Annotated in this window: 23 protein-coding genes and 1 other annotated feature; of the genes, 20 read left to right on the top strand and 3 right to left on the bottom strand. The window is 39.1% G+C overall.

What is annotated here, in order from left to right; all coding sequences use genetic code 11:
• Positions 1 to 21: 21 nt before the first annotated feature.
• From KFO35_RS08455 to KFO35_RS08410, 10 genes are all read left to right on the top strand, one after another.
• Positions 22 to 582, top strand: coding sequence for a pyrophosphohydrolase domain-containing protein (locus KFO35_RS08455; RefSeq protein WP_002315459.1), 561 nt, complete (start codon positions 22 to 24; stop codon positions 580 to 582).
• Positions 583 to 780: 198 nt separating this feature from the next.
• On the top strand, positions 781 to 2,502 hold the full coding sequence (locus tag KFO35_RS08450; protein ID WP_002310211.1) for a septation ring formation regulator EzrA: 1,722 nt from the start codon (positions 781 to 783) through the stop codon (positions 2,500 to 2,502).
• 165 nt (positions 2,503 to 2,667) lie between these two features.
• Positions 2,668 to 3,810, top strand: a complete 1,143-nt coding sequence (locus KFO35_RS08445) for a cysteine desulfurase family protein (protein WP_002315458.1) — start codon at positions 2,668 to 2,670, stop codon at positions 3,808 to 3,810.
• A 15-nt stretch (positions 3,811 to 3,825) separates the two neighbouring features.
• Complete coding sequence (gene thiI, locus KFO35_RS08440) at positions 3,826 to 5,037, top strand: tRNA uracil 4-sulfurtransferase ThiI (RefSeq protein ID WP_002315457.1); 1,212 nt, start codon at positions 3,826 to 3,828, stop codon at positions 5,035 to 5,037.
• 263 nt (positions 5,038 to 5,300) lie between these two features.
• A complete protein-coding gene (locus tag KFO35_RS08435; RefSeq protein ID WP_002287954.1) occupies positions 5,301 to 5,948 on the top strand; it encodes a redox-sensing transcriptional repressor Rex in 648 nt (215 codons plus the stop codon).
• Positions 5,949 to 6,076: 128 nt separating this feature from the next.
• Positions 6,077 to 6,293: a binding site (T-box leader), on the top strand.
• 47 nt (positions 6,294 to 6,340) lie between these two features.
• Positions 6,341 to 8,986 carry a valine--tRNA ligase gene (locus KFO35_RS08430; RefSeq protein WP_156272247.1) on the top strand — a complete coding sequence of 882 codons (2,646 nt, stop codon included), beginning with the start codon at positions 6,341 to 6,343 and terminating at the stop codon, positions 8,984 to 8,986.
• 196 nt (positions 8,987 to 9,182) lie between these two features.
• Positions 9,183 to 10,496 carry a bifunctional folylpolyglutamate synthase/dihydrofolate synthase gene (locus tag KFO35_RS08425; RefSeq protein WP_024636474.1) on the top strand — a complete coding sequence of 438 codons (1,314 nt, stop codon included), beginning with the start codon at positions 9,183 to 9,185 and terminating at the stop codon, positions 10,494 to 10,496.
• Complete coding sequence (locus KFO35_RS08420; protein ID WP_002315454.1) at positions 10,486 to 11,139, top strand: HAD family hydrolase; 654 nt, start codon at positions 10,486 to 10,488, stop codon at positions 11,137 to 11,139. The genes KFO35_RS08425 and KFO35_RS08420 overlap by 11 nt, the downstream gene beginning before the upstream one ends.
• Positions 11,140 to 11,193: 54 nt before the next feature.
• Positions 11,194 to 11,886 carry a RadC family protein gene (gene radC, locus KFO35_RS08415; RefSeq protein ID WP_002315453.1) on the top strand — a complete coding sequence of 231 codons (693 nt, stop codon included), beginning with the start codon at positions 11,194 to 11,196 and terminating at the stop codon, positions 11,884 to 11,886.
• 149 nt (positions 11,887 to 12,035) lie between these two features.
• Positions 12,036 to 12,236, top strand: a complete 201-nt coding sequence (locus KFO35_RS08410; protein ID WP_002294067.1) for a cold-shock protein — start codon at positions 12,036 to 12,038, stop codon at positions 12,234 to 12,236.
• A gap of 257 nt (positions 12,237 to 12,493) precedes the next feature.
• Here KFO35_RS08410 and rnjA read toward each other — a convergent pair whose 3' ends face one another.
• Positions 12,494 to 14,173, bottom strand: a complete 1,680-nt coding sequence (rnjA, locus tag KFO35_RS08405) for a ribonuclease J1 (RefSeq protein WP_002310218.1) — start codon at positions 14,171 to 14,173, stop codon at positions 12,494 to 12,496.
• 1 nt (position 14,174) lies between these two features.
• Entirely contained in the window at positions 14,175 to 14,387 is a 213-nt protein-coding gene (locus KFO35_RS08400; protein WP_002287947.1) for a DNA-directed RNA polymerase subunit epsilon, read from the bottom strand.
• Between the two features lie 392 nt (positions 14,388 to 14,779).
• Between KFO35_RS08400 and efrA the strand changes: the two genes are divergently transcribed.
• The 4 genes from efrA (at position 14,780) to KFO35_RS08380 (ending at position 19,194) form a co-directional block, all read left to right on the top strand.
• Positions 14,780 to 16,510 (top strand): multidrug efflux ABC transporter subunit EfrA, encoded by a 1,731-nt coding sequence (efrA, locus tag KFO35_RS08395; protein ID WP_002314241.1) that lies wholly within the window; start codon positions 14,780 to 14,782, stop codon positions 16,508 to 16,510.
• Positions 16,507 to 18,267, top strand: a complete 1,761-nt coding sequence (efrB, locus tag KFO35_RS08390; RefSeq protein WP_156272245.1) for a multidrug efflux ABC transporter subunit EfrB — start codon at positions 16,507 to 16,509, stop codon at positions 18,265 to 18,267. The genes efrA and efrB overlap by 4 nt, the downstream gene beginning before the upstream one ends.
• Before the next feature lie 94 nt (positions 18,268 to 18,361).
• Complete coding sequence (locus tag KFO35_RS08385) at positions 18,362 to 18,559, top strand: hypothetical protein (protein WP_002315450.1); 198 nt, start codon at positions 18,362 to 18,364, stop codon at positions 18,557 to 18,559.
• 149 nt (positions 18,560 to 18,708) lie between these two features.
• The gene (locus tag KFO35_RS08380; RefSeq protein WP_002310223.1) at positions 18,709 to 19,194 is read left to right on the top strand and encodes a gamma carbonic anhydrase family protein; all 486 of its coding nucleotides are present in this window, start codon (positions 18,709 to 18,711) and stop codon (positions 19,192 to 19,194) included.
• 101 nt (positions 19,195 to 19,295) lie between these two features.
• Here the strand turns inward: KFO35_RS08380 and clpP are convergent, their stop codons facing one another.
• On the bottom strand, positions 19,296 to 19,889 hold the full coding sequence (gene clpP, locus KFO35_RS08375; RefSeq protein WP_002289402.1) for an ATP-dependent Clp endopeptidase proteolytic subunit ClpP: 594 nt from the start codon (positions 19,887 to 19,889) through the stop codon (positions 19,296 to 19,298).
• Positions 19,890 to 20,068: 179 nt separating this feature from the next.
• Between clpP and KFO35_RS08370 the strand changes: the two genes are divergently transcribed.
• The 6 genes from KFO35_RS08370 (at position 20,069) to glnA (ending at position 25,549) form a co-directional block, all read left to right on the top strand.
• Complete coding sequence (locus KFO35_RS08370) at positions 20,069 to 20,596, top strand: CAP domain-containing protein (RefSeq protein WP_002289403.1); 528 nt, start codon at positions 20,069 to 20,071, stop codon at positions 20,594 to 20,596.
• A 90-nt stretch (positions 20,597 to 20,686) separates the two neighbouring features.
• A complete protein-coding gene (locus tag KFO35_RS08365; protein ID WP_002315449.1) occupies positions 20,687 to 21,424 on the top strand; it encodes a glycerophosphodiester phosphodiesterase in 738 nt (245 codons plus the stop codon).
• Between the two features lie 3 nt (positions 21,425 to 21,427).
• Positions 21,428 to 22,345, top strand: coding sequence for a tRNA (adenosine(37)-N6)-dimethylallyltransferase MiaA (miaA, locus tag KFO35_RS08360; RefSeq protein WP_002315448.1), 918 nt, complete (start codon positions 21,428 to 21,430; stop codon positions 22,343 to 22,345).
• A gap of 1 nt (position 22,346) precedes the next feature.
• Positions 22,347 to 23,576, top strand: a complete 1,230-nt coding sequence (gene hflX / locus KFO35_RS08355; RefSeq protein WP_002290340.1) for a GTPase HflX — start codon at positions 22,347 to 22,349, stop codon at positions 23,574 to 23,576.
• Between the two features lie 212 nt (positions 23,577 to 23,788).
• Complete coding sequence (locus KFO35_RS08350; protein WP_002290339.1) at positions 23,789 to 24,181, top strand: MerR family transcriptional regulator; 393 nt, start codon at positions 23,789 to 23,791, stop codon at positions 24,179 to 24,181.
• A 27-nt stretch (positions 24,182 to 24,208) separates the two neighbouring features.
• Positions 24,209 to 25,549 carry a type I glutamate--ammonia ligase gene (gene glnA, locus KFO35_RS08345; RefSeq protein WP_002287001.1) on the top strand — a complete coding sequence of 447 codons (1,341 nt, stop codon included), beginning with the start codon at positions 24,209 to 24,211 and terminating at the stop codon, positions 25,547 to 25,549.
• Positions 25,550 to 26,067 lie beyond the last annotated feature (518 nt).

The following is a 26,067-nucleotide window of genomic DNA, read 5'->3' as shown; positions in this document are numbered from 1 at the left end:
TGAAAGAAGGAAAACATTAGTATGGAATCAGAGACACCTTTTCAAAAAGTAGAAGCATTTCACAAAATTTTTGATCCAAGAAGACCAGAAATCCCCACAGCTTTTACTGCGATGGAGGCTCATACACGTGCTGCATTCAAAATAGAAGAACTTGTTGAATTTGTTGCAGCTACCTCACCAAGTAAAGAACAACTACATGAAGCTGTTACTCTGCTACACGAAGCATTAGATAAAGCAGAAGAAAAAATACTTGATAAAACAGAGTGGGGAAGTGACCCACTGATTGAACAAGTAGATGCACTGACAGATATCCTTTACTTTACTTATGGTTCTTTTTCATTATTGGGAATAGCGCCTGATCGAATATTTGATATCGTGCATCAGGCAAATATGGGAAAATTGTTTCCAGATGGAAAACCTCATTATGATCCTGTAACAAATAAAGTATTGAAACCTGAGAACTGGCAGATAGAGTACGCGCCAGAGCCTAAAATCGCGGCAGAAATCCAACGACAGATTCAAGAAGCTCTTGCTGGGAAAAGCTCTGCTGATAGGAGTGCACGCACAAACGAAAGAGAGTGATCAGTACTTCACTATTTTTGTTATCTTTATACGATGAAAAACAAAAGATTTTCGTTTAAGTTAGTGAATGCATGAAAATAGTATGCTATAATCTAGAATAGATGTCTTTTGCACGAGAGACGTATTATTTGGATTTATGCCAAGCAGAACGCCATCTGTTGCATAAAAAGATGCATACTGAAAACGGAGGAACCATAAATGGGAAATAATGTTATCATCGGAATCGTCATTGCAATCATTATAGTCGCCATTGTCGTCTTTTTGGTTAGTTACTTGATGAAGAAAAAAAACCAAGATCGATTGGATGCCTTAGAAAAACGCAAGGAAGAATTATTTGACTTGCCAGTGATTGAAGAAGTCGATGATGTTAAAAAAATGCATCTGGTTGGGCAAAGCCAAAATACCTTTCGTGAATGGAGTCAAAAGTGGAATGACATATCTACTTCCTCATTCGCTGAATTAGAAAGTCAAATTTTTGAAGTGGAAAACCTCAATGAAAGTTTTCGGTTCTTAAAAGGAAAAAAAGCAGTTGTTGAAGCAGAAGCAACAATGGACCAAATGGAGAAACAAGTAACGGAAATCCGTGAAGGTCTGAAGGAATTGCGAGAAACAGAAGAACGCAACTCATTAGCTGTCCAGCAGGCGCTTGATGTCTATGAAGAACTGAAAGAAAAAGTCAGAGAAGACGAGCATGAATATGGACCAGCTCTTTTTGAATTGCAAAAACAGATCAAGATGATCGAAAAAGAATTTACGCAATTCGTGACTTTAAATACTTCCGGCGATCCTGTAGAGGCCCGCGAGGTTTTAGATAAAGCAGAAAAACATACGTATGAAGTGGAAGCTCTGATGAAAAAAATTCCACCACTGTATGAAGATCTCCATACGACTTTCCCTGAACAACTTGAAGAAATCAGTGATACTTATGAGAAATTAATGGAAGAACAATATGTATTCCCTGAAGAAGATCTTGCTGAAGATATCGCAAAAGTAAGTCGAAGAATTGAAAATTCATTAGCCAATCTTGAAAAAACAGAAGTTGAAACGGTCGAATTCGAAAACCGAGAAACAGCTGATTTGATTGATTCGCTATATGACATCTTAGAACGGGAAATGGAAGCTCAGAGATATGTAAAAACTAACCAATCAACGATTGCAGAGTATATCAAACATACAACGAAGAATAACCGTCAATTATTGATTGAGTTGGATCACACCGCTCAAAGCTATACATTGAATCACAATGAAATTGGTCGTGTACGAGGTTTCCAAACTGAAGTGGAAGAAATGGAACGTCAAAATGAACAGATGATTCCACAGATTCGCCAACACGAAATCCCTTATTCAGAAGTGCGTACGTTCTATAAAACAGTCTTCAAGGTCTTAGAAGATATCGAAACGCAACAAGTAGAGATCGACGACTCATTACATGAATTGAGAAAAGGCGAAAAAGAAGCGCAAGAAAAGATCGATACATTCGAATTTAAATTGCGTAGTTTGAAACGTTTTGTAGAAAAACAACGTTTGCCTGGCTTGCCGAATGATTACCTAGAATTCTTTTTTGTTGCTACTGATCGTATTGAAGAACTAAGTGTTGTCTTGAATAAAATTCGAGTAAACATGGAGGAAGTCAACCGTTTAGTTGCTCTATGCGAAGAAGATCTAGAATTATTAGATAAGAAGACACATGATCTAGTAGATGCAGCAGCACTAACGGAGCAAATGCTCCAATATGCAAACCGTTATCGTCATACACACGAAGAAGTGCGAGAAGCAATTGATAAAAGTTACTATTTATTCAATAAAGAATATCATTATCAAGAAGCATTAGACGAAATTGGTACAGCATTAGAGCGAGTAGAACCAGGTGCTTTCAAACGTATCGAAGATTTTTATTTTAATCATCCAGACTTAGTATAAAGCAAAAAAGCAGCAATCATGCAAGAACAAGACAACCATCCGTCTTGTTCTTGTCTTTTTTTATGTCTATCCGAAGGACGAAACAAGTGAAAATTCTACCTGCTCTTGAAAGCACCTTGGACAACCGTTATAATAGAAAAGAATTTCAAAAAAGAGGGGTTTCTTATGATATATTTTGATAACAGTGCAACGACCCCAATCTTTCCGCAAAGCTTAGATGCATACGTAAAAACCAGTCAGCGGATTATTGGGAATCCATCAAGTCTTCATGATTTGGGCAATCAAGCTAATCGGTTGTTGCAGCAAGCAAGAAAGCAGATCGCTGATTTGATCCATGCAGAACCAGAAGAAATCTTTTTTACTTCAGGAGGAACAGAAGGAGATAATTGGGTATTAAAAGGAACGATGATTGAAAAAAGAGAGTATGGGAATCATATGATCATTTCAGGAATCGAACATCCGGCAGTCAGTGAGACGGCCGAACAATTAAAAGAATTAGGAATCGAAGTAAGTATCGCCCCAGTAGATAAACGCGGTTTTGTACGTGTTGACGAATTGAAAAAATTAATAAGAAAAGAGACAGTTTTGGTCTCTGTTATGGCTGTGAATAATGAAGTAGGATCGATTCAGCCCATCCAAGAAATCAGTGATCTTTTGGATGATTTCCCTAAAATTCATTTCCATGTAGATGCTGTTCAGGCAATCGGAAAAGTACCATTCTCGCAATGGTTGACAGGGAGAGTGGATTTTGCAACATTTTCAGCCCATAAATTCCATGGTCCACGGGGAACGGGTTTCATTTATTGGAAAAAGGGTCGTCGTTTAGCACCATTACTGACAGGTGGAGGACAGGAAAGAAATCAACGAAGTGGGACAGAAAATGTTCCAGGTATTGTGGCTATGGCTAAAGCTTTACGTTTATCATTAGAGATAAAGGAACAAAAACCTGAGCAGACACAACGCTTAAAAGAAGCTTTGATCCATGCGCTGAAGTCGTATGATAAAGTGACGATCTTTTCAGAAGGAACCGACTATGCGCCGCATATTTTATGTTTTGCTCTAAAAGGAATTCGTGGTGAAGTTCTCGTCCATGCATTAGAGGAAAAACAAATATTTGTTTCTACTACTAGTGCCTGCTCCTCACGTAAACATATGGCAAGCAGTACATTGCATGCGATGCATGTACCAAATGATTTGGCTACATCTGCTATTCGAATCAGCCTAGATGAAAATAATTCATTAGCAGAAGTGGAGCAATTTATGATTATTTTCAAGCAGCTTTATAAGAAATTTTCTGCAATCAATTAAAAGAGGAGTGTTCTTGTGAAATATAGTGAAATTATGGTCCGTTATGGAGAGCTTTCGACAAAAGGAAAGAATCGAAAAAGCTTTATCATGCAACTAGCACAAAATGTCAGACAAGCTTTGAAAGAATTTCCAGAAATCAAAATCCATGCTGATCGCGACCGGATGCATCTTTTGTTGAATGGTGCAGACAGTCAGCTAGTTATTCCAAAACTAGCAAAAATATTTGGGATCCAAAATTTTTCTCCGAGTATTCGGGTAGAAAAAGATGTCGAAGTTTTGAAACAAGCTGTTCAAGACATCATGAAAGAAATTTATACAGGGAAAGAAACATTTAAAATTATCGCTAAAAGAAGCGATCACCAATTTGAATTGACAAGTAATGAATTGAATCAAACATTAGGCAATGCTGTTTTTGATATTTTCCCTCATATCCAAGTTCAAATGCGTCAGCCCGATATTCCATTACGTGTAGAGATTCGTCGTGACGGCGCTTATCTGTCGTATGAAACGATCAAAGGAGCTGGCGGGTTGCCTGTAGGAACAAGCGGAAAAGGAATGCTCATGCTTTCTGGCGGGATTGATTCTCCTGTTGCAGGATATTTTGCAATGAAGCGGGGAGTGGAAATCGAAGCTGTTCATTTTGCTAGTCCGCCGTATACAAGTGAACAAGCACTGCAAAAAGCAAAAGACTTAACAGCGAAACTAGCACCTTATGTAGGAACAATCCATTTTATTGAAGTGCCATTTACCGAGATTCAAGAAGAAATCAAAAAATCAGTGCCACAAGGATATTGGATGACGATCACTCGTCGAATGATGTTGCGGTTGACCGATGAAATTCGCCGTATTCGTCATGGTCTAGTTATTTTGAATGGCGAATCATTAGGTCAAGTGGCTTCACAAACCTTGCAAAGTATGGTGGCTATCAATGAAGTAACGAATACGCCAATCATTCGGCCTGTAGCGACAATGGATAAACTTGAAATCATTGAAGTAGCAGAACAGATCGATACATTTAATCTTTCTATCCAGCCTTTTGAAGACTGCTGTACGATTTTTGCTCCTCCACAGCCAAAAACACGCCCTCAACTGGAAAAGGTCCATCAATATGAAGAGCGTTTAGCAATAGATGAAATGATCCAACGAGCACTAGCTGGCTTGAAGGTGGAAGAGATACAAGCAGAATCTTCTAATGAAAAAACTGAAGAATTTTCAGAATTGCTATAGGTTGTGAAATCAGTGTTTTTACCTGAGTATTAGAGAAACAAAACGGAAAAATAGCTCCATATATTTTACCGTTTTTGAACTAATGTCGAAGATTAGCTGATAAATGATAAAAAAGAGAATTTTCCATGAAATAGCGACCCAAATAGTTAATTTTTGGGTCGTTTTATTTGTCTCACACCCTTTTCCTTCCTACCTGTAACCTTGCTCCCGGGTTAGAAACATGTTACACTAAATATGTGAAATTATTAACAAGGAGAGTCGTTATGCGAGAAAAAACAGATACACTGCCAAAAGCAACTGCGAAAAGGTTACCTTTATATTTACGCTATTTAAAGATGCTAGATGACTCAGGCATAAGTAGAATCAAATCAAATGAGTTCAGCGAAATCACCCAAATTCCTTCTGCAACGATCCGCAGAGACTTCTCGCAATTAGGCGAGCTAGGCAGAAGCGGATATGGCTATGATGTCCCTTTCCTTATCGATGTATTCAATAATATCCTTAATACTAAAGAAGAAAAACGAATCGCATTAGTCGGATACGGAAATCTTGGCAAAGCATTGAAACACAACAATTTTAGAAGAAATGAAAATCTAAATATCGTGTGCGTCTTTGATAATGATCCAGCACTGATCAATCGAGTCATTGATGGAGAGATGATCTATCCGATTGATCGTTTCGCGGAGATAGCCAAAGCAAAAAATGTGACAGTAGCAATCTCTACGGTACCAAGTAAATATTCACAATCTGCTATTGATGAAATTGTCAAAGGGAATGTAACCGCTATCCTTAACTTTGCACCTGACCGAGTAACTGTCCCAGCTTATGTCAATGTTCAATACATTGATTTGACAACCGAGTTACAGACGCTTATTTACTTTGATGAGAATTACTCAGAAGTTTTTTCTTAGGAAAATTTGAGTAGGCTTATTGATCTTGCGAGGATCCATTGTAATTCTTTCAAAAATTTTTTAATACTAAATGAAGTGGTTTTTTCACGACCACTTGTTGACTAAAAAAAAAAACCATTGTAGAATGAAGCATAACGCTGAACAAGAGGAGTAACTGGCACATTCATTCTTAGAGAGAGAACTATCTGCTGAAAGGTTCTCAATGACAACCAGTGAAGGTAGCTTGGGAGTTTCTGTCTTGAATGGAGTAGAGATAGACGAGTCGTGATCGTTAACTCACTGGAGAGGCAATAATGATTGATTATTGCAATTTAGGTGGTACCGCGTAAATCATACGTCCTAAAATACGAAAGTATTTTAGGACGTTTTTTAGTTTAAAGGAGGAAAACAGCATGACGGAAGAAAATAACCTATCAACAAAATATAACCCGCAAGAAGTTGAAGCTGGACGTTATCAGCATTGGTTAGAACAAGATTTGTTTAAACCGAGCGGAGATAAAAAAGCAAAACCTTATTCAATCGTGATCCCACCCCCAAATGTTACTGGAAAACTTCATTTAGGGCATGCTTGGGATACGACCTTGCAAGATATGCTGATTCGTCAAAAGAGAATGCAAGGATACGATACTTTATGGTTGCCTGGTATGGACCATGCAGGAATCGCGACACAAGCAAAGGTAGAAGCAAAGCTTAGAGAGCAAGGCATTTCTCGCTATGATCTAGGTCGTGAAAAGTTCATCGATCAAGTGTGGGAATGGAAAGAAGAGTATGCAAACCATATCCGTGAACAGTGGGCTAAAATGGGCTTATCTTTAGATTACAGCAGAGAACGTTTTACATTAGATGACGGATTATCTGAAGCAGTACGTAAAGTTTTTGTTACCTTATATGAAAAAGGGTTGATCTATCGCGGTGAATACATCATCAATTGGGACCCTCAAGCACGAACAGCTCTATCTGATATCGAAGTTATTCATAAAGACATCGAAGGCGCCTTTTACCATATGAGCTATGAACTGGCAGATGGATCAGGCGTAGTAGAAATTGCGACGACCCGGCCAGAAACGATGTTGGGAGATACGGCGATTGCTGTTCACCCAGAAGACGAGCGTTATCAAGCGCTGATCGGCAAAAAAGTGATTCTACCTTTAGTCAATAAAGAAATCCCAATCATTGCAGATGAATATGTAGATATGGAGTTTGGGACAGGTGTAGTAAAAATCACTCCAGCACATGATCCAAACGACTTTGAGGTAGGTAATCGTCATGATCTCCCACGAGTGAATGTGATGGATGATGATGGCACGATGAATGAACTAGCAGGAAAATATGCTGGAATGGATCGTTTCGCTGCTCGTAAAGCAATCGTGCAAGATCTAAAAGAAATCGGCCGATTGATCAAAATCGATACGATGGTCCATAGTGTGGGACATTCCGAGCGGACAGGTGTCGTTGTCGAACCTCGATTGTCTACTCAATGGTTTGTAAAAATGGCGCCGTTAGCAAAAAAAGCCATTGATAACCAAGAAACAGATCAAGCAGTGGAATTCTTCCCTCCAAGATTCAATCAAACATTTTTACGTTGGATGGAAAATGTCCATGACTGGGTAATTTCACGACAATTATGGTGGGGACATCAAATCCCTGCATGGTATCACAAAGAAACAGGTGAAATGTATGTAGGGATGGAAGTACCAGCTGATAGTGAAAACTGGGTCCAAGATCCGGATGTTTTAGACACTTGGTTTAGTTCAGCATTGTGGCCTTTTTCAACGATGGGCTGGCCAGACACGGAAAGCGAAGATTATAAGCGGTACTTCCCTACTAGCACCTTAGTAACTGGTTATGACATCATTTTCTTCTGGGTAAGCCGAATGATCTTCCAAAGTTTGGAATTTACTGGCGAACGACCATTTGAGAATGTCTTGATCCATGGATTGATTCGTGACGAACAAGGGCGGAAGATGAGTAAATCATTAGGTAATGGGATCGATCCGATGGAAGTAATCGAAAAGTATGGAGCAGATGCTCTTCGTTGGTTCTTATCGAATGGTTCTGCACCAGGGCAAGATGTTCGCTTCAGCTATGAAAAAATGGATGCTTCATGGAACTTTATCAATAAAATCTGGAATGCTTCACGTTTCGTTATCATGAATATCGAAGGTATGACCGTAGAAGAGATCGATTTATCTGGAGAAAAATCAGTGGCTGACCGTTGGATTCTTACACGTTTGAACGAAACAGTCGCACGTGTAACTGAATTATTTGATCGATTTGAATTTGGTGAAGCCGGTAGACAACTGTATAACTTTATCTGGGATGATTTTTGTGACTGGTATATCGAAATGAGCAAAGAAGTACTTTATGGAGATGATGCTGTTTCAAAACAAACAACACGTAGTATCCTAGTCCATACCTTGGATCAGATTTTGCGTTTGTTGCATCCAATCATGCCATTCGTCACAGAAGAAATATGGGAACATATTCCTCATCAAGGAAATTCTCTAGTAGTAGCAGAATATCCTGTGGTACGTCCAGAGTTTGACGATGAAACTGCTTCTAAAGGAATGGAAGTATTGAAGGAATTGATTCGAGCCGTTCGAAATATTCGTTCAGAAGTGAATACACCATTGTCTAAACCAATCACATTATTAATCAAAACAAACGATGCTAAAATCGATCAATTTTTAGTTGAAAATACAAGCTACATCGAACGCTTCTGCAACCCAGAAGAGTTGACGATATCAAGTGAGATCACTGCACCAGATCTAGCGATGTCAGCTGTTCTGACAGGTGCAGAAATCTTCTTGCCGTTAGCAGGATTAATCAATATCGAAGAGGAAATCAAACGATTAGAAAAAGAACTGGAAAAATGGACAAGCGAAGTGAAACGTGTCCAAGGAAAACTTTCTAATGAACGGTTTGTTTCTAATGCGCCGGAAGAAGTAGTAGAGGCAGAACGTGCAAAAGAAAAAGATTATTTAGAGAAGCAAACGGCTGTCAAAGAACGAATCGAAAGTTTGCGTACTATTCAATAAAAGCGGGGAACACCACTTATTCCGAATAAGGGGATGTGACATGATTATTGTCGCATCCTCTTTTTTAGTCTACTCTGATTACTTAGAAAAAAGAGCGATTTATCATGTATCCGGAGCAGATTTTTCTCTCTATCGTCCTTTTATTTTTCTTATGTCTTCTATTTGTTATAATAAAAGAGAAATGGGGGAATTGTTGATGACGATTGAAGAAGCAATAGAATGGATCCATAGTCGATTACCATTTGGTTCACGTCCTGGTCTTGACCGAGTCGAAGCTTTATTAGAAGTGGTAGGTCATCCGGAGAGGAAAGTAAAAACGATCCATATCGCTGGAACAAACGGAAAAGGGTCTACTGTAGCCTATTTGAGAAGCCTATTAGAAGAAGCTGGTCTGATAGTTGGAACGTTTACTTCACCTTATATCGAAACGTTCAATGAACGGATTGCAATCAATGGCAAAAGTATCCCAGACAATGACTTGATCCAGCTTGTAAAAAAATATCAGCCGCTGATCAAACAACTTGATCAATTTGAAGCAGTAGCTGGTATCACTGAATTTGAGACATTAACAGCAATGGCATTTGATTATTTTTTGATGAAGAAAGTAGACGTAGCGATTATTGAAGTGGGCTTAGGTGGCTTATTGGATTCTACCAATGTAGCTGTACCGATGCTAACTGGAATAACAACGATTGGGCTTGATCATACCGAGATACTTGGAGAGACGATTGAAGAAATCGCTGCGCAAAAAGCAGGAATCATCAAACAAGGCGTTCCAGTTGTCACAGGAAACATCGGCCCAGAAGCTTTTAATGTCATCAAACAAACAGCTAAAGAAAAAAATGCGATGCTTTATGTATACGGGGAAAATTATAAAATAAACTATCTGCATCCTGATGAGACTTGGGGAGAAGTATTTGAATTCTTTAATGAAGCAGGGAAAATCCCTCAACTAACCACGCCGCTTTTAGGACAACATCAAGCTGAAAATGCAGGAGTAGCCATCGAATTGTATTTTGTTTACTGTCAATTGGAAAAGCTGCCTTTTCGAGAAAAAGATGTTTTGAAGGGGTTGAAGAAATCTCGATGGCCAGGAAGAATGGAGCGTTTGAGTAACGAGCCATTAGTTGTTTTAGATGGTGCCCATAATACGCATGCAATGAACCGGCTTGTTGAGAATTTGAAAAAAGAATTCAAAGGATATCAAATCAACATTTTGTTTTCCGCCTTACGAACTAAAAATGTTAGAGAAATGCTAGAACGACTGCAACAAGTACCAAATGTCCATATTTATTTGACGACCTTTGAACATCCAAAAGCTATCGAATTAAGTGAAGTATCAGATTTAGCAAGTGAGAGAGTATCAATCGTTTCATTGTGGCAATTCGGATTAGCAGATATATTGGAAAAGATGACAAATGAAGATGTATTAGTTGTGACCGGTTCGCTTTATTTCATTTCAGAAGTTCGTCATTTATTAATACAATTAGGAGGAGACCATGAAGTATAATGCAGTGATTTTTGATATGGATGGTTTATTGTTTGACACAGAGTTAGTATATTACGAGGCTTCACAAGTAGTAGCAGATAGGATGGGTTTTCCTTATGATAAAGACCTGTATTTAAAATTCTTAGGTGTTTCCGATGAAGAAGTGTGGGCGAATTATCATATGATTTTTGCGGAATTCGGTAAAACAAGCGTACAAAAATTCATAGACGATTCATATCAGGAAACGCTTGAGCGCTTTTCAAAAGGAGCCGTACAAATGAAGCCAGGTGTGTTGGAACTCCTCTCTTTTTTAGAAGAACATCAGATTCCCAAAGTTGTCGCTTCCAGTAACCAACGAGCTGTCATTGAACTTTTATTGAAGAAGAACAATCTGTTTGAACGATTTGAGACGATTGTTTCCGCAGAGAATGTCCAACGAGCAAAACCAGATCCGGAAATTTTTTTATTAGCCAATCAGAAATTAGGTACAGCTAAGAAAGAAACATTGATTTTAGAAGATTCACAAAATGGTATTTTAGCAGCTTCTGCGGCTGAGATCCCTGTAGTCATGGTTCCAGATTTGCTTCCGCCTTCCCAAGAATTGATCAAAAAAACGGCTGGGGTCGTTTCTTCTTTGCATGAAATCCCTGCATTGATAAAATAAAAATCCATCTCTTTTCGTATCTTATTTTAGAAAAGATAGAAAGGAGATGTTTTTTTGGAAAAACGATTGATCAAAGAAGTACCAACTAGCTCTTTACCAAGGGAACGTATGGAAATTTATGGAGCTGAAGCTTTATCGGATCAGGAGCTTTTAGCAATTTTACTGCGTACTGGTCAGCACCCTCATAGTGTGATGTCGATTGCCGGCAATCTGTTAAAAACGTTTGGAGGATTGGCTTCTTTACGACAGGCTACTTTGCATGAGTTAGAAGAGATTCGAGGGATAGGACGTGTGAAAGCAATCGAAATCAAAGCCTTGATCGAGTTAGGCCGCCGCATTCAGACGGACCAAGAAAGAGCATCTCCCGCCATTCGTACTAGCTATGAACTGGCACAACAATTGATTCTGGAAATGAAAGATCACAAACAGGAACATTTGATTTGTATTTATTTGGACACGAAGAATCAAGTGATCTTAAAAAAGACAGTGTTCATCGGTTCGCTGAATCAGTCAGTCGCTCATCCTAGAGAAATATTCCATTATGCCGTACGTTACTGCGCGGCAAGAATCGTTTTAGCACATAATCATCCTTCTGGTAATGTTATTCCATCACAACAGGATATGAATTTTACTAAAAGGATACAAAAGTGCGGAGAAATGATGGGTATCACTGTACTGGATCATTTGATCATCGGACGTAAACGATATTTTAGTTTGAGAGAAGAAGGATTAATGGAAGAGAAGTAAGTTGCTTTCTTGCAAAAAAAATGAAGCAAGTGTACAATTATATTGTAATTTTGTTTGGGAATAGAAGTTGAAACATCTGTTGCACCTCTATCGTACACGAGCAATGTTACAATTTAAATAAGTGCTTTTGGCACGAGGAGGATATTATTATGGAAAACGGAACAGTAAAATGGTTCAACGCTGAAAAAGGATTTGGATTTATCTCACGTGAAGATGGAAGCGACGTATTCGTACACTTCTCTGCTATCCAAGGTGACGGATTCAAAACATTAGAAGAAGGTCAAGCAGTGACTTTTGACGTTGAAGAATCAGACCGTGGCCCACAAGCTGCAAACGTTGTAAAAGCTTAATTTTATCTGTAAATCAAATTGATGGTAGGCATCAATTTTTACGAGAGAACAAAGCGAGTAACAAAAATACCTGCCACAAGAGGAAATTTCTCTTGTGGCAGGTATTTTTTGTATGAAAAAGTAAATAAATTTTAAGAGGTTGTGAAAAAGCTGCCCTGTATCAAGCAATAAGAACAGCCAAATAAAAACAACTTGTCCTGTTTTCCGTTTGGTTTCTCTTATACTCAGGTCAGGGCACTAATTTCACACCCTCTTACTTATTCTTCATCTGGTGTCATGACCATCGGTAAAATCATTGGATGTCTTTCTGTACGTTCGAATAAGAATGGCTGAAGTGCGCCAGTCATCGCTTCTTTCAATTTATATTCTGAACAGTCAGGTCCATTTAAACATTCTCTTAAAGCATGGAATAAGATTCGCTGAGCTTCATTGATCATTTCTCCTGATTCTCGCATGTAGACAAATCCACGAGAGAGAATATCTGGACCAGCCAAGATTTCTTTTTTCTTGATATCTACTGTTGCAACAGCTAATACAAGACCTTCTTCTGAAAGCAAGTGACGGTCACGTAAAACGACATTACCGATATCGCCGATCCCGCTACCATCGATATACACATCTCCAGCCACAAAATGCCCAGCTGGACGTGCAGAATCGCTAGTTAACGCTAAAACATCGCCATTTTCCATGATGAAGCAGTTTTCTGCAGGAACACCTACATCTTGTGCTAGAGAAGCATGGACTTTCAGCATGCGGAATTCTCCATGGACAGGGATAAAATATTTTGGTTTCATCAAGCGAAGCATCAATTTTTGTTCTTCTTGTCCACCGTGACCGGAAGTATGGATGTTATTGATTTTTCCATGGATTACTTCTGCGCCAGCTTCAGACAGCAAGTTGATCAAATGATTGACACTTGTTGTATTACCAGGGATAGGTGAACTTGAAAAGATCACTGTATCGTCTGGCTGGATTTGGATTTGACGGTGGGTACCATTTGCAATACGGCTCAAAGCGGCCATCGCTTCCCCTTGAGAACCTGTACATAGGATCATCGTTTCGTTAGCAGGCAAGCGATTGATTTCATGTGCATCTACAAATGTGCCGTCTGGAACTTTGATATATCCTAAACGTTGGCCATTGACAATGGCATTTTCCATGCTACGTCCGAAAACAGCGATTTTACGACCAGTCGCCACAGCGGCATCTGCTGCTTGCTGCAAACGGAAGATATTAGAAGCAAAGCTGGCAAAAATAATACGACCTTCGATTTTTGAAAAGATCTTCAAGATAGAATGACCAATCGTTTTTTCTGATTTAGTAAATGTTGGAATCTCAGCATTTGTACTATCAGATAAAAGGCACAAGACACCTTCTTCCCCGATACGAGCCATTTTATGCAAGTTTGCTGGTTCGCCGACGGGAGTGAAATCAAACTTGAAGTCTCCAGTCGCTACGATATTACCAGAAGGTGTTTTTACCACGATCCCTAATGCGTCTGGGATACTATGAGTCGTTCTGAAAAAGCTGACAGAAGTTTTTCTAAAACGAATAATCGTATCTTCATTGATTTCATGAAGCTCTGCCTCTCGAAGCAAGCCATGCTCATCTAATTTGTTCGTGATCAACGCTAATGCGAGAGGACCAGCATAGATAGGAATATTTGCTTGTTTTAGCAAGTAGGGTATTCCGCCGATGTGGTCTTCATGTCCGTGAGTAATCACTAGGGCTTTTACTTTGTGCAAGTTTTGTATGATGTAGCTGTAGTCGGGAATGACATAGTCAATTCCAAGTAGATCGTCTTCCGGGAACTTGATCCCGGCATCAATCAAAATGATTTCATCTTGGAATTGTACCCCATACGTATTTTTCCCGATTTCACCTAATCCACCAATAGCAAAGACGCCTGTCTCATTATTTTTGATGGAAAGTTTCATATTAAAACTCCACTAATGAGAAATCAGCATTTTCTTTTTCGTATTCTAGATGACTTCCTTCTAGAAGTTGAACGAATTCAATATTGTATGGGGTATTTTCTTCCACACGTTGGCGAGCGTCTACATCGCTTTTTGCCTCAATGTAAAGAGATTTTGTTTCTTCCCGTTTAGGGTTACGTACTTTTGTTTCTTGATAATAAACTTTATAGATCATTGTTTTGTCTCCTTTATCTGCGTAAAGCAGTGATTTAGCTAGTTGATTTTTTTAGACAACACAAAACGAGGGGACAAGCCACCTAGTTTTTCATATGCTTTGACTAGAATACTGGATTCGAGTCAAAGAGACAAGCCTCGTTTTTGCTCATCTGTTCGGATATTTTTTCAACCGTACCTTCTGTATAAAAAATATACAACAATTAATTGTTATTCTAGCATAAAACAGCAAATAAGTATAGAAATCAACTAGATTGAAAGAAAAAATCAACGTTTATCATTTTACTATAATCATAATGACTTTTTTATGAGAGAAGTGTTCTATTAATAGGTTCGTTGTGCTATCATTTTTAGTAATGAAAATGTAACAAAAGATTAAAAGGAGATGAGAAAGTGAAACTAATGTGGCATTATACCATGCGTTATAAGAAATTCTTGTTTTTCAATTTTATATGCGTATTCGGTTTTATTTTGATTGAATTAGGACTTCCTACGATTTTAGCGCGTATGATTGATGTAGGAATCCGCAATGATGATTTTGATTATGTGAAACAGCAAGGGATATTTATGATCGTTATTACCGTAATCGGTATTATTTTGAATATCTTGTTAGGTTATTTTGGTTCGAGGATCACGACCAATATCGTAGCAGATATTCGAGATGACTTGTTCGAAAAGATCCAAAGCTATTCGCATCAGGAGTACGAAAATTTAGGCGTATCTTCCTTGATCACTCGTACAACAAATGATGCTTATCAGATCATGTTGTTCCTGCAAAATATTTTACGTATCGGTTTCATGGCGCCGATGATGTTCGTTGTCAGTTTGTACATGGTCATGCGTACAAGTGTGACACTCAGCTTGTATGTAGTAGGCGCATTGCCTTTGCTATTATTGGCGGTCGTAGCGATTGCTAAGGTGTCTGAGCCGTTATCTAAAAAACAACAAAAAAACTTAGATAAAATCAATAGTATCTTGCGGGAAAACCTTTCAGGATTGCGTGTGATTCGTGCATTCGTCAATGAAAAGTTTGAAGAAAAACGCTTTGCTGTAGTCAATGAGAATTATGCTGCTAGTTCGAAAAGCTTGTTCCGTTTGATGGCTGTTGCACAACCAGGTTTTTATTTCTTATTTAATATCGTGATGGTATTGATCATTTGGAGCGGGGCAGTGCAAATCGATGCTGGCGAACTTCGGGTAGGAGATTTGATTGCATTTATCGAGTATATATTCCATGCCTTATTCTCATTCATGTTATTTGCCAGTGTGTTCATGATGTATCCAAGAGCAGCCGTTTCAGCTGGACGTATCCAAGAGGCACTAGATGCCAAACCTTCGATTGTAGAAGATCCAAATGGTATATCGGATACGAAGACTAAAGGGTATATCGAATTTCAAAATGTAACATTTGCTTATCCAGGCCATTCGCAAGAGCCAGTGATTCGAAATGTCAGTTTTACAGCCTCTCCAGGAGAAACCGTTGCTTTTATTGGAAGTACCGGTAGCGGAAAATCTACGTTGATTCAATTGATTCCTCGCTTTTATGATGTGAGTGAAGGAAAGATCTTGGTCGACGGAGTAGACGTGAGAGATTATCGGTTAAGCAAGTTGCGAGACAAGATTGGGTTTATTCCGCAAAAAGCGCTGCTATTTACTGGAACGATTGCCGATAATTTGCGATACGGGAAAGAAGATGCCACACAAGAAGAAATGGAACGTGCAGCTGAGATTGCTCAAGCTTCAGAATTCATTTCTCGAAAACCAGATGGATTTGACGAACATTTATCAGAAGGTGGTTCCAATTTTTCAGGCGGACAAAAACAACGATTGGCAATAGCCAGAGCCATCATACGCCGTCCGGAAATCTATATTTTTGATGACAGCTTTTCTGCATTAGATTATCAAACGGATGCGAAGTTACGTGCTCGTCTGAAAAAAGAAACAACAGAATCTACTGTATTGATCGTAGCACAACGTGTGGGAACGATCATGCATGCAGATAAGATCATCGTATTAAATGAAGGAGAAGTCGTCGGTATGGGGACACATCGGGAGTTGTTGGAAAAATGCCCGATTTATTATGATATTGCCGCTTCTCAATTATCAAAGGAGGAACTAGCATGAAAAAAACCTTTTCTTCCTTAAAACGTTTAGCTCGATATATCAGAACGTATCGTGGGACTTTTCTTCTAGTGATCCTATTTACAGTTCTGACAGTGGCTTTCAACGTGGCTTTGCCATATGTTACAGGACTTCCCACTACAGAAATCAGCCGTAATATTGCCAATGGCGAATCAATCAATTTTTCTTATATATTCAAATGTCTTATTTGGATCACAGTTGTCGGAATAGGGTATTGTATTTCGCAATTGCTTTCTGGTGTTTTGATGACAAATGTCGTTCAAAGTGCCATGCATGATTTGCGAAGAGATATAGAAGAAAAAATCAATCGTCTTCCGGTTTCTTATTTCGATAAAAACCAGCAAGGAAATATTTTGTCTCGTGTGACGAATGATGTAGATGCAGTCAGCGGTGCTTTACAACAAGCTTTTATTGGTATCGTAAATGCGATATTGGGAATTACGTTGGCTGCAGCAATGATGTTTTATATCCAGCCGATGATGGCGCTGATCTCTATGATCATGATTCCAACATCGATCTGGATCTCCAAACGAGTGATCAATGCTTCGCAGAAATATTTTCAAAGCATGCAGAATTCGCTTGGTGAGCTAAACGGCTACGTTCAAGAAAATATGACAGGTTTCAGTGTATTGAAAGTATACGGACGCGAAAAAGAAACATTGGAAGGATTCAAAAAAGTAAATCACAGCTTGAAATACTTTGGGTTCCGCGCAGCGTTCATTTCTGGGTTGATGATGCCATTAGTCCAACTAACTGCCTATGCTACTTATATTGGTATGGCTGTTCTAGGAAGTTTCTATGTTATTACTGGAGCAATCGTTGTTGGTCAACTTCAGGCGTTCATCCAATATATTTGGCAAATCAGCCAGCCGATGGGGAACGTGACACAATTGTCTTCTGTTTTGCAAAGTGCATCAGCGGCAACAAAACGTGTATTCGAGATTTTAGATGAGCCAGAAGAAAAAGAAAACAAAGTAGATGTTTTACTGCCAGAAACGATTTTAGGAGATGTGACATTCGATCATGTCGATTTTGCGTATGATCCGAAGAAACCATTGATCCAAGATTTGAACTTTGAAGTGAAAGCAGGTCAAACCGTGGCTGTCGTCGGTCCGACTGGTGCCGGCAAGACGACCTTGATCAATCTATTGATGCGTTTTTACGACGTAGACAAAGGAGCTATCAGGATCGACGGGATTGATACCAAATCAATGAGCCGCAGTGATGTCCGTTCCTTGTTTGGTATGGTCTTACAAGATGCATGGCTCTATCAAGGAACGATTGCCGATAATATCCGTTTTGGAAAGCTTGATGCGACAGATTATGAAGTAGTAGATGCTGCAAAAACAGCAAACGTAGACCATTTTATCCGGACAATGCCAGATGGATATGAGATGGCCATCAATGCTGAGGGAGACAATGTGTCTTTAGGACAAAAACAGTTGCTGACGATTGCCCGAGCAGTGGTTTCAGATCCTAAAATTTTGATTTTGGATGAAGCGACAAGTTCAGTAGACACTCGTTTAGAAGCATTGATTCAAAAAGCGATGGATCGCGTGATGGAGGGGCGGACAAGTTTTGTCATTGCTCACCGTTTATCGACGATACGCGATGCAGATCTGATTCTAGTGATGGACCAAGGTCAGATCATTGAAAAAGGAACACATGAGAGTTTATTGGCACAAGGCGGATTTTATGAAAAACTGTATAACAGCCAATTTGCTGAGGAAGCAGGATAAATCATAGAAGGATAAAACAGTTTGAAACTTATTTTTTGTTCTCCTTTCTTGATAATGGTAAAGTAAGGTTATCAAAAAAAGTGAGGGCACGGAGATGGAACAGTTTTTAAATGAAAAAATCACTGAAGCCAAAAGAGAAATTGATCGTTTAACGCACGTCTGTCAGACAAAACCATTTGATTCAGCTGATTTTTTTGAAAATGAGTTTCAAATCGAACGCTTGGCAGCACAAATCGAAGTGTACGAATTAGTTTTGAAGAAAGTAATAGAAGAAAAGATAGAGGTACAATAAACAGGTAAAACGTCAGTTTACCAGATAGCGCAAATAGGCATCTGGACTGAGCAGGTTTTACCTGTTTTTTCTTATAAAATAAATATATGCTATGATACATTTATTCAATAGGATTAGTTTCTACAAAAAAACGAAAGGAGAAAATAGAGATGGAACGGTTTATAGCATCAAATGCTACAGTGATTGGCGACGTGACATTGTCAGAAGATGTGACGATCTGGTATCAAGCAGTTTTACGCGGGGACAGTAATTGGATAAAAGTAGGACAAAGAACGAATATCCAAGATGGTACAATCGTCCATGTCGATCATGATGCACCTGTAGATATTGCGGAGAATGTGACGGTAGGACATCAGTGCATGCTACACGGCTGTACAATCGAAAAAGGGGCGCTGATCGGGATGGGAACCACGATATTGAATCATGCGGTTATTGGTGAGAATAGTTTGATTGGTGCTGGATCATTAGTAACAGAAGGAAAAGTTATTCCTCCTAATGTCTTGGCTTTTGGTCGTCCAGCTAAAGTGATCCGGCCTTTGACAAAAGAAGAAATCCAAAAAAACAAAGAAAACATCCAGCATTATGTCGAAATAGGTCGGATGCATGCGCAAGGAAAATTCAAGGAGCAAAGATAGGCAGTAGCATCCATAAAAATAAAAAAAGGATGGTCAGTTTGAGCTGGCCATCCTTTTTTTGGTTTAGATAAGAGAGCTTAAAAAGCTTCCTTTGAAACAGATTAATTTAATGAAGAACTGTTTTCCATGACTTCATCAATCAATCCATATGCTTTTGCTTGTTCAGCTGTCATATAGTTGTCACGGTCTGTATCTTTTTCAATCACTTCAAGCGGTTGGCCAGTGCGTTCAGCTAAAATTTTGTTTAAGCGTTCGCGTGTTTGTAAAATATGACGTGCCGCAATTTCGATTTCAGTTGCTTGACCTTGAGCGCCGCCAAGAGGTTGATGGATCATGATCTCAGCATTTGGTAAAGCAAATCGTTTCCCTTTTGTACCAGCTGTCAGCAAGAAGCTTCCCATTGAAGCAGCCATACCCATAACGATTGTTTGGACATCTGCTTTGACAAAGTTCATTGTGTCGTAGATAGCCATACCTGCTGTAACTGAACCACCAGGAGAATTGATATAAAGATAGATATCTTTTTCAGAATCTTGAGCATCTAAGAAAAGCAATTGGGCGATGATCGAATTAGCAAGATCATCAGTTACTTGGCCGCTTAACATGATGATACGGTCTTTCAATAAACGTGAGTAGATATCGTAAGCTCTTTCGCCTCGTGATGATTGTTCAATGACTGTAGGAATTAAATTCATAATAGAGTTCCTCCTTGGTTTCGTTTAGAAATAGTGTACCATAATTTAGTTTCTAATACCTAAAAAGTAGTATACATTTTTGGTCAAAAAAGGTCAAATAAAAAACTTAGGCAAATTAGTCGCATAAACCTGCTTTATGGTATGATAAGCAGAGAAGCAAAACAAGGAGGAACAACAGATTGATAGTTGGTATTACCGGTCTTATCGGCGTGTTGACGGGTGCTGTAGTTGTCTATATCGGCATGATACTGCAAATGCGTCACTTAGAAAATAAAGAACAGCGTAGACGTGAATTGGAATTGAAAGTCAAAGAAATCGAGACGCTGAACCAATTAAATAAAAAGATCAACGAGATCTTGCAAAAACGGACGACGCTGATGGAAGAATATGTCAGCTTTGATGCATTCGATGATTGTTATATCACGATTGACGATTTTGCGTATCTCCAATCATTTTCAGCGCAGAATAGTTTTTATCTGCCAAATTATATTTTAGATGAGCTGTTTAAGAACATCTCCCATCGAAAAGTGATTTTATCTCCAGATGAAACAATGAAGATTGGTGGATATGCTTATAAAGGCGGACGCGTGATTTTAGAGAATTTTACGGATAGTTTGACTGAAATGATCAATGAAAAAAAAGCACAGTTGAAGACTATGACGCGCCAGCCGATTGGTTTCTTCTCGAAAGATGATGTTTGGAGCTGATATTTTGAAGTATTGCCGTTGCACATGAGAGCGTGGCAATGCTTTCTTTTTTTCTTAATGATACAATAGAACTGAACGGAGTGAAGAAAGATGTTACAAATCTATGCTCATCGCGGAAGCAGCGGTACCCACCCAGAAAATACCCTTCCTGCATTTGCAGAAGCTGTACGAGTAGGTGCAGATGGTATCGAACTAGATGTTCATCTAAGCAAAGATGGTTATTTGATCGTTATGCATGACGAAGAAGTGGATCGGACGACTAACGGTAAAGGGCTGATTCGAGAAAAAACATTGGAAGAACTCAAAAAATTGAATGCAGGAGGCAAATTCAGCAAAGAATTTCCAGCAGCTAAAGTCCCTGAATTGAAAGAAGTTTTAGGACTGCTTCTCCAAAAAAATTACCGAGGGATGCTAATGATTGAAATTAAAACTGATCAGTATGAATATCCCGGTATCGAAGAAAAATTAGCCGAAACATTAAAAAGCAGAGAGTGGCCTTTTCAACATGCATATTGCAGCTTTCATTTGGCTTCTTTGGAAAAAATCGCGTTATTGGAACCAGAGATACAGTTGGACTTATTGATGAGTACTTCTGATAAAAAGATCCAACTAGCAGCAGAAACCCCTTATATAGAAGGAGTACATCCAAAAAATACTTGGTTGTTCGAACATCCAGGCCAAGCAGCTGATTTTCCAAAAGCAATTCGTGCATGGACGATCAACGATGAAGAAGAAATGGCCAAATGTCAAGAACTCAAAATAGATGGAATAATAACTGATTTTCCGGAGAAAGCTCTTCGGTGGAAACAAACAACGAAAAGTAGGTAAAATATGGAAAAAGTATTAGTGATCGTCGGTCCGACAGCAGTCGGTAAAACAGCGCTAAGTGTGGAACTCGCACAACTATTTGGTGGAGAGATCATCAGCGGTGATTCATTGCAAATCTATAAAAATCTGGATATCGGTACAGCAAAAATCAAAGAAGAAGAGATGAATGATGTTCCGCATCATTTGATTGATGTGATCGAACCTACTCAATGTTACTCAGCCGCTGATTTTCAGCATTCAGGTCGACAATTGATTACTGAGATTGCGAATCGAGAGCATCTACCTATCATAGCTGGTGGCACGGGTCTGTATATCCAATCCCTTCTATACGATTACCAGTTAGGGGCGACAGAAGAAGCGAATCCTGAGATTAGAAAAAAGTATGAAACGTTAGCCGAGACAATTGGTTCCCAAGCGTTATGGAATCAGTTGAAAGAAAAAGACCCGGCAGCTGCTGAGAAAATCCACTGGAACAATCAACGCAAAGTGATAAGAGCTCTGGAAGTTTTGGAGACGACCGGGCATAGTATCACGGCACCTAAAGAAGAGCCAAAGCGATTATATGATTACCTCATGATTGGGTTAGATACGAAGCGTGATGTCCTGTATGATCGAATCAATCACAGAGTCGATTTGATGCTAGCAGAAGGCTTGGTAGCAGAAGCACGTAAGGTATATGAGCTTGGAGAAGTCCAAGCCAGTCAAGGGATTGGATATAAAGAATTTTTCCCTTATTTTGAAGGGAAAGAAACATTGGAAGAAGCAACAGAACAAGTCAAACTACATTCGAGAAGATACGCGAAACGTCAGTTAACGTGGTTTCGTAACCGTTTGGATGCACAGTGGTTTGATCTTATAAGTGAGCCAAATCAAAAAAGTCAGATTGAGCAAACAATCAAAAAATGGCTGGAGGCGGAATAAAATGGAAGAAAAAGTAATCATCGTAGGGGTAGAAACCGAAGCAAACCAGCGTTACTTTTCAGAGTCAATGGAAGAGCTAGTTCAGCTGACGAACACCGCATCAGGAGAAGTTGTATTCACAATTACACAGAAAAGACCACAAGTAGATCGGCAAACGATTATCGGGAAAGGGAAATTACAAGAATTAGTTCAACAAGCAGATGCGCATGAAGCGGATTTGATCATCTTTAATCATGAACTGACTCCGAGACAGAGTCAACTGATTACGGATGCTGTTGGCCTTCCGGTGATTGATCGAGTACAGCTGATCCTAGATATTTTTGCGATGCGTGCTCGTTCGAAAGAAGGAAAGCTGCAAGTTGAACTTGCTCAGTTAGAATATCTTCTGCCTCGTTTAGTGGGGCAAGGGAAAACATTGTCTCGTCTTGGTGGTGGGATTGGAACAAGAGGACCAGGTGAAACAAAGTTAGAAACAGACCGCCGACATATACGGAATAAAATTTTTGCTGTTAAGAAAGAATTGAAAGAAGTAGAAGCCCATCGAGAGCGCAACCGTCAAAAAAGAAAAAACAGTGAGATTTTTCAGATTGGTCTTATAGGCTACACGAATGCTGGGAAATCAACCATCTTGAATTTATTGACACAAGCGGATACTTATTCAAAAGACCAGTTGTTTGCAACGTTAGATCCATTGACTAAAAGATGGCGTTTTGCTGAAGGATTTGAGATTACAGTAACAGATACCGTCGGGTTCATCCAAGATCTGCCTACGCAACTGATCGATGCTTTCCATTCTACACTAGAAGAAAGTCAGAATATGGATCTTTTGTTGCATGTAGTCGATGCCAGTTCTCCAGATCGCATTTTACAAGAGCAGACTGTACTAAAATTGATGGATGAATTGAATATGAAAGAAATGCCGATACTGACTGTTTACAATAAGGCAGACCAGATTGATCCAGCGATGTTTACACCCACATTATTCCCTAATGTATTGATTTCTGCTCAAACGAAAGAAGGGAAGACGGCATTGATCGAAGCAATCAAGCGTCAACTGATGGAACTGATGACACCTTATACACTGTCTGTGCCAAGCAATGAAGGACAGAAATTAAGTGAGTTAAGAAGACAAACGATGGTTTTGGACGAAGCCTACATGGAAGAATCAAACGAGTATGAAGTGAGAGGCTTTGCAAAAAATGATTCAAAATGGTTAAGAAAAAGCAAATAAAATTTTGTTTTTTTACAATAAAAATCACTGGGAAAGAATAGCATAGTACAATAAAAGTAAAAGGTATCTGGTACGAAAATCAACTAGATGCCTTTTTTGTTATTTTATAAAAAAACAGAGGTCTCATGTTAGAAAACCTAACATATGCAGTTGACAATATTTTTTTTAATTGGTACACTTTAGCCAACTTATAAAACGAAAGGGGACGTCTGATGGGAGAAAAGGAATTGCGCCGATCTATGTCCGTATTTCCAATTGGTACAGTTATGAAGCTGACTGATTTATCTGCTCGGCAAATACGTTACTATGAAGAACAAGATTTAGTTCATCCGGAACGAAGTGAAGGAAATCGCCGCATGTATTCGTTGAATGATATCGATATGCTGCTTGAGATCAAAGATTATCTTTCAGACGGGTTAAACATGGCTGGGATCAAACGTGTATACGAAATGGCACAGGCGAAAAAACAAGAAGCAAAAAGCAAGAAGCCGTTGACAGATCATGACGTTCGACAAATTTTTCGTGATGAGATTTTGGCGCAAGGTGGGTTAAGCAAAACAGGTCATTATCAGTCGCAAGGATTGCAAAGACAATTCTTTGACTGAATAAATTAAAAAAGGAAGAGGGATACCATGGTAAAGAAACAGATAACAGGTGAAGAGATCAAACGAATCATTGAGGAAGAAAACGTACGATTTTTACGATTGATGTTCACAGACATCTTAGGTACGATTAAAAATGTAGAAGTTCCAGTGAGCCAGATCGACAAAGTGTTAGAAAACAAAATGATGTTTGACGGTTCTTCGATTGAAGGATTTGTTCGAATTGAAGAAAGCGATATGTATTTGTATCCAGATCTCTCCACTTGGATGATCTTCCCATGGGAAAGTGCTCATGGAAAAGTTGCTCGTTTAATTTGTGATATCTATAATCCAGATGGGACACCGTTTGCCGGCGATCCTCGTGGGAATTTGAAACGAGCATTGAAAGACATGCGCGACCTTGGTTTTACCTCTTTCAATTTAGGACCTGAACCAGAATTCTTCTTATTTAAATTAGACGAAGACGGTGGGATTACAACGACCTTGAATGATAAAGGTGGTTATTTTGATTTTGCACCAACAGATTTAGGTGAAAATTGCCGCCGTGACATCGTGTTGGAATTAGAAAGCTTAGGCTTTGAAGTGGAAGCTTCACATCATGAAGTAGCGCCAGGACAGCATGAAATTGACTTTAAATATGCAGATGTGGTAGATGCTTGTGATAATATCCAAACCTTCAAGCTCGTTGTCAAAACGATTGCACGCAAGCACGGACTTCACGCAACTTTCATGCCGAAACCGTTATTTGGAATCAATGGTTCTGGTATGCATTGCAATATGTCTTTGTTCAATGATGAAGGTAATGTCTTCTATGATAAAGACGGTGAATTGGAACTAAGTGAAACAGCGTATCATTTCTTAGGCGGGTTGCTGAAACATGCTCGTGCCTATACAGCCGTTTGCAATCCAACAGTCAATTCTTATAAACGTCTCGTTCCAGGTTATGAAGCGCCTGTTTATGTCGCGTGGAGCGGTCGTAATCGTTCGCCATTAGTACGTGTACCAGAATCTCGCGGATTGTCCACACGTTTGGAATTGCGTTCAGTTGATCCATCTGCAAACCCATACTTGGCAATGGCAGTGTTGTTGCAAGCAGGACTAGACGGTATCCGTAATCAGATCACACCGCCAGCCGCTGTTGACCGTAACATTTATGTCATGGATGAGGAAGAAAGAGAAGCTGCACATATCCAAGACTTACCTTCAACTATCCATAATGCTATCAAGGAATTACGTAAGGATAATGTAATGATTGATGCATTAGGACAACATATCTTCTCAAATTTTGTTGAAGCAAAACGTCTCGAATGGGCGGCATTCAGACAAACTGTTTCCGAGTGGGAAAGAGAACAATATCTAGAACTTTATTAAAACAGGAATAACGTGAATTAGAGGTTGTGAAATCAGCGTTTTGACCTGAGTATTAGAGAAACAAACGGCAAAATAGTTCCTCATATTTTGCCGTTTTTTGAGCTAATACCGAGGGTCAGCTGATTGAACACCGTTTATTTAGAAATAAGGGGGGCACGACGTTTGTCGCCCTCCTTATTTTTTTATCTATTGTTTCACTTAAAATTTTTCAGTAAAGATTTCCTGACTTGCTTAAGTTTAACGTTAGCCATGTTTATCTCAAGCCTATTATGTGGGTTAAATTTTTTTGCACTCATAAAGGACTTAAGAAATAATTTCTCAAAGGATACCGAAAAAGAAAAATTGTAAGCGGATAGTCTTCATTTGAGTACTTGACTTTCCCTCAGTCAGCTTGTATTATACACCTTGGGCACCCTTTTAAAGGGTCAGAAGTTTACAGAAATTTCGGCTCCCTATTCTTATTGAAGAATAGGGAGCTTTGTTTATTTTCTGAGACTTTTCCTGCACATAAATTAAAA

The sequence above is a fragment of the Enterococcus lactis genome, assembly GCF_015751045.1.
In the GTDB taxonomy this organism is placed as follows: Bacteria; Bacillota; Bacilli; order Lactobacillales; family Enterococcaceae; genus Enterococcus_B; species Enterococcus_B lactis.
Note: the sequence above shows the minus strand (reverse complement) of the source record. Positions and strands in the feature narration are given on the sequence as shown.

Bases quoted from the DNA above. Each gene is read 5' to 3' on its own strand.
- KFO35_RS08455 (WP_002315459.1), top strand. From the start codon at position 22: ATGGAATCAGAGACACCTTTTCAAAAAGTAGAAGCATTTCACAAAATT.
- KFO35_RS08450 (WP_002310211.1), top strand. From the start codon at position 781: ATGGGAAATAATGTTATCATCGGAATCGTCATTGCAATCATTATAGTC.
- KFO35_RS08445 (WP_002315458.1), top strand. From the start codon at position 2,668: ATGATATATTTTGATAACAGTGCAACGACCCCAATCTTTCCGCAAAGC.
- KFO35_RS08435 (WP_002287954.1), top strand. From the start codon at position 5,301: ATGCGAGAAAAAACAGATACACTGCCAAAAGCAACTGCGAAAAGGTTA.
- KFO35_RS08430 (WP_156272247.1), top strand. From the start codon at position 6,341: ATGACGGAAGAAAATAACCTATCAACAAAATATAACCCGCAAGAAGTT.
- KFO35_RS08425 (WP_024636474.1), top strand. From the start codon at position 9,183: ATGACGATTGAAGAAGCAATAGAATGGATCCATAGTCGATTACCATTT.
- KFO35_RS08420 (WP_002315454.1), top strand. From the start codon at position 10,486: ATGAAGTATAATGCAGTGATTTTTGATATGGATGGTTTATTGTTTGAC.
- KFO35_RS08410 (WP_002294067.1), top strand. From the start codon at position 12,036: ATGGAAAACGGAACAGTAAAATGGTTCAACGCTGAAAAAGGATTTGGA.
- rnjA (WP_002310218.1), bottom strand. From the start codon at position 14,173: ATGAAACTTTCCATCAAAAATAATGAGACAGGCGTCTTTGCTATTGGT.
- KFO35_RS08400 (WP_002287947.1), bottom strand. From the start codon at position 14,387: ATGATCTATAAAGTTTATTATCAAGAAACAAAAGTACGTAACCCTAAA.
- efrB (WP_156272245.1), top strand. From the start codon at position 16,507: ATGAAAAAAACCTTTTCTTCCTTAAAACGTTTAGCTCGATATATCAGA.
- KFO35_RS08385 (WP_002315450.1), top strand. From the start codon at position 18,362: ATGGAACAGTTTTTAAATGAAAAAATCACTGAAGCCAAAAGAGAAATT.
- KFO35_RS08380 (WP_002310223.1), top strand. From the start codon at position 18,709: ATGGAACGGTTTATAGCATCAAATGCTACAGTGATTGGCGACGTGACA.
- clpP (WP_002289402.1), bottom strand. From the start codon at position 19,889: ATGAATTTAATTCCTACAGTCATTGAACAATCATCACGAGGCGAAAGA.
- KFO35_RS08365 (WP_002315449.1), top strand. From the start codon at position 20,687: ATGTTACAAATCTATGCTCATCGCGGAAGCAGCGGTACCCACCCAGAA.
- miaA (WP_002315448.1), top strand. From the start codon at position 21,428: ATGGAAAAAGTATTAGTGATCGTCGGTCCGACAGCAGTCGGTAAAACA.
- hflX (WP_002290340.1), top strand. From the start codon at position 22,347: ATGGAAGAAAAAGTAATCATCGTAGGGGTAGAAACCGAAGCAAACCAG.
- KFO35_RS08350 (WP_002290339.1), top strand. From the start codon at position 23,789: ATGGGAGAAAAGGAATTGCGCCGATCTATGTCCGTATTTCCAATTGGT.
- glnA (WP_002287001.1), top strand. From the start codon at position 24,209: ATGGTAAAGAAACAGATAACAGGTGAAGAGATCAAACGAATCATTGAG.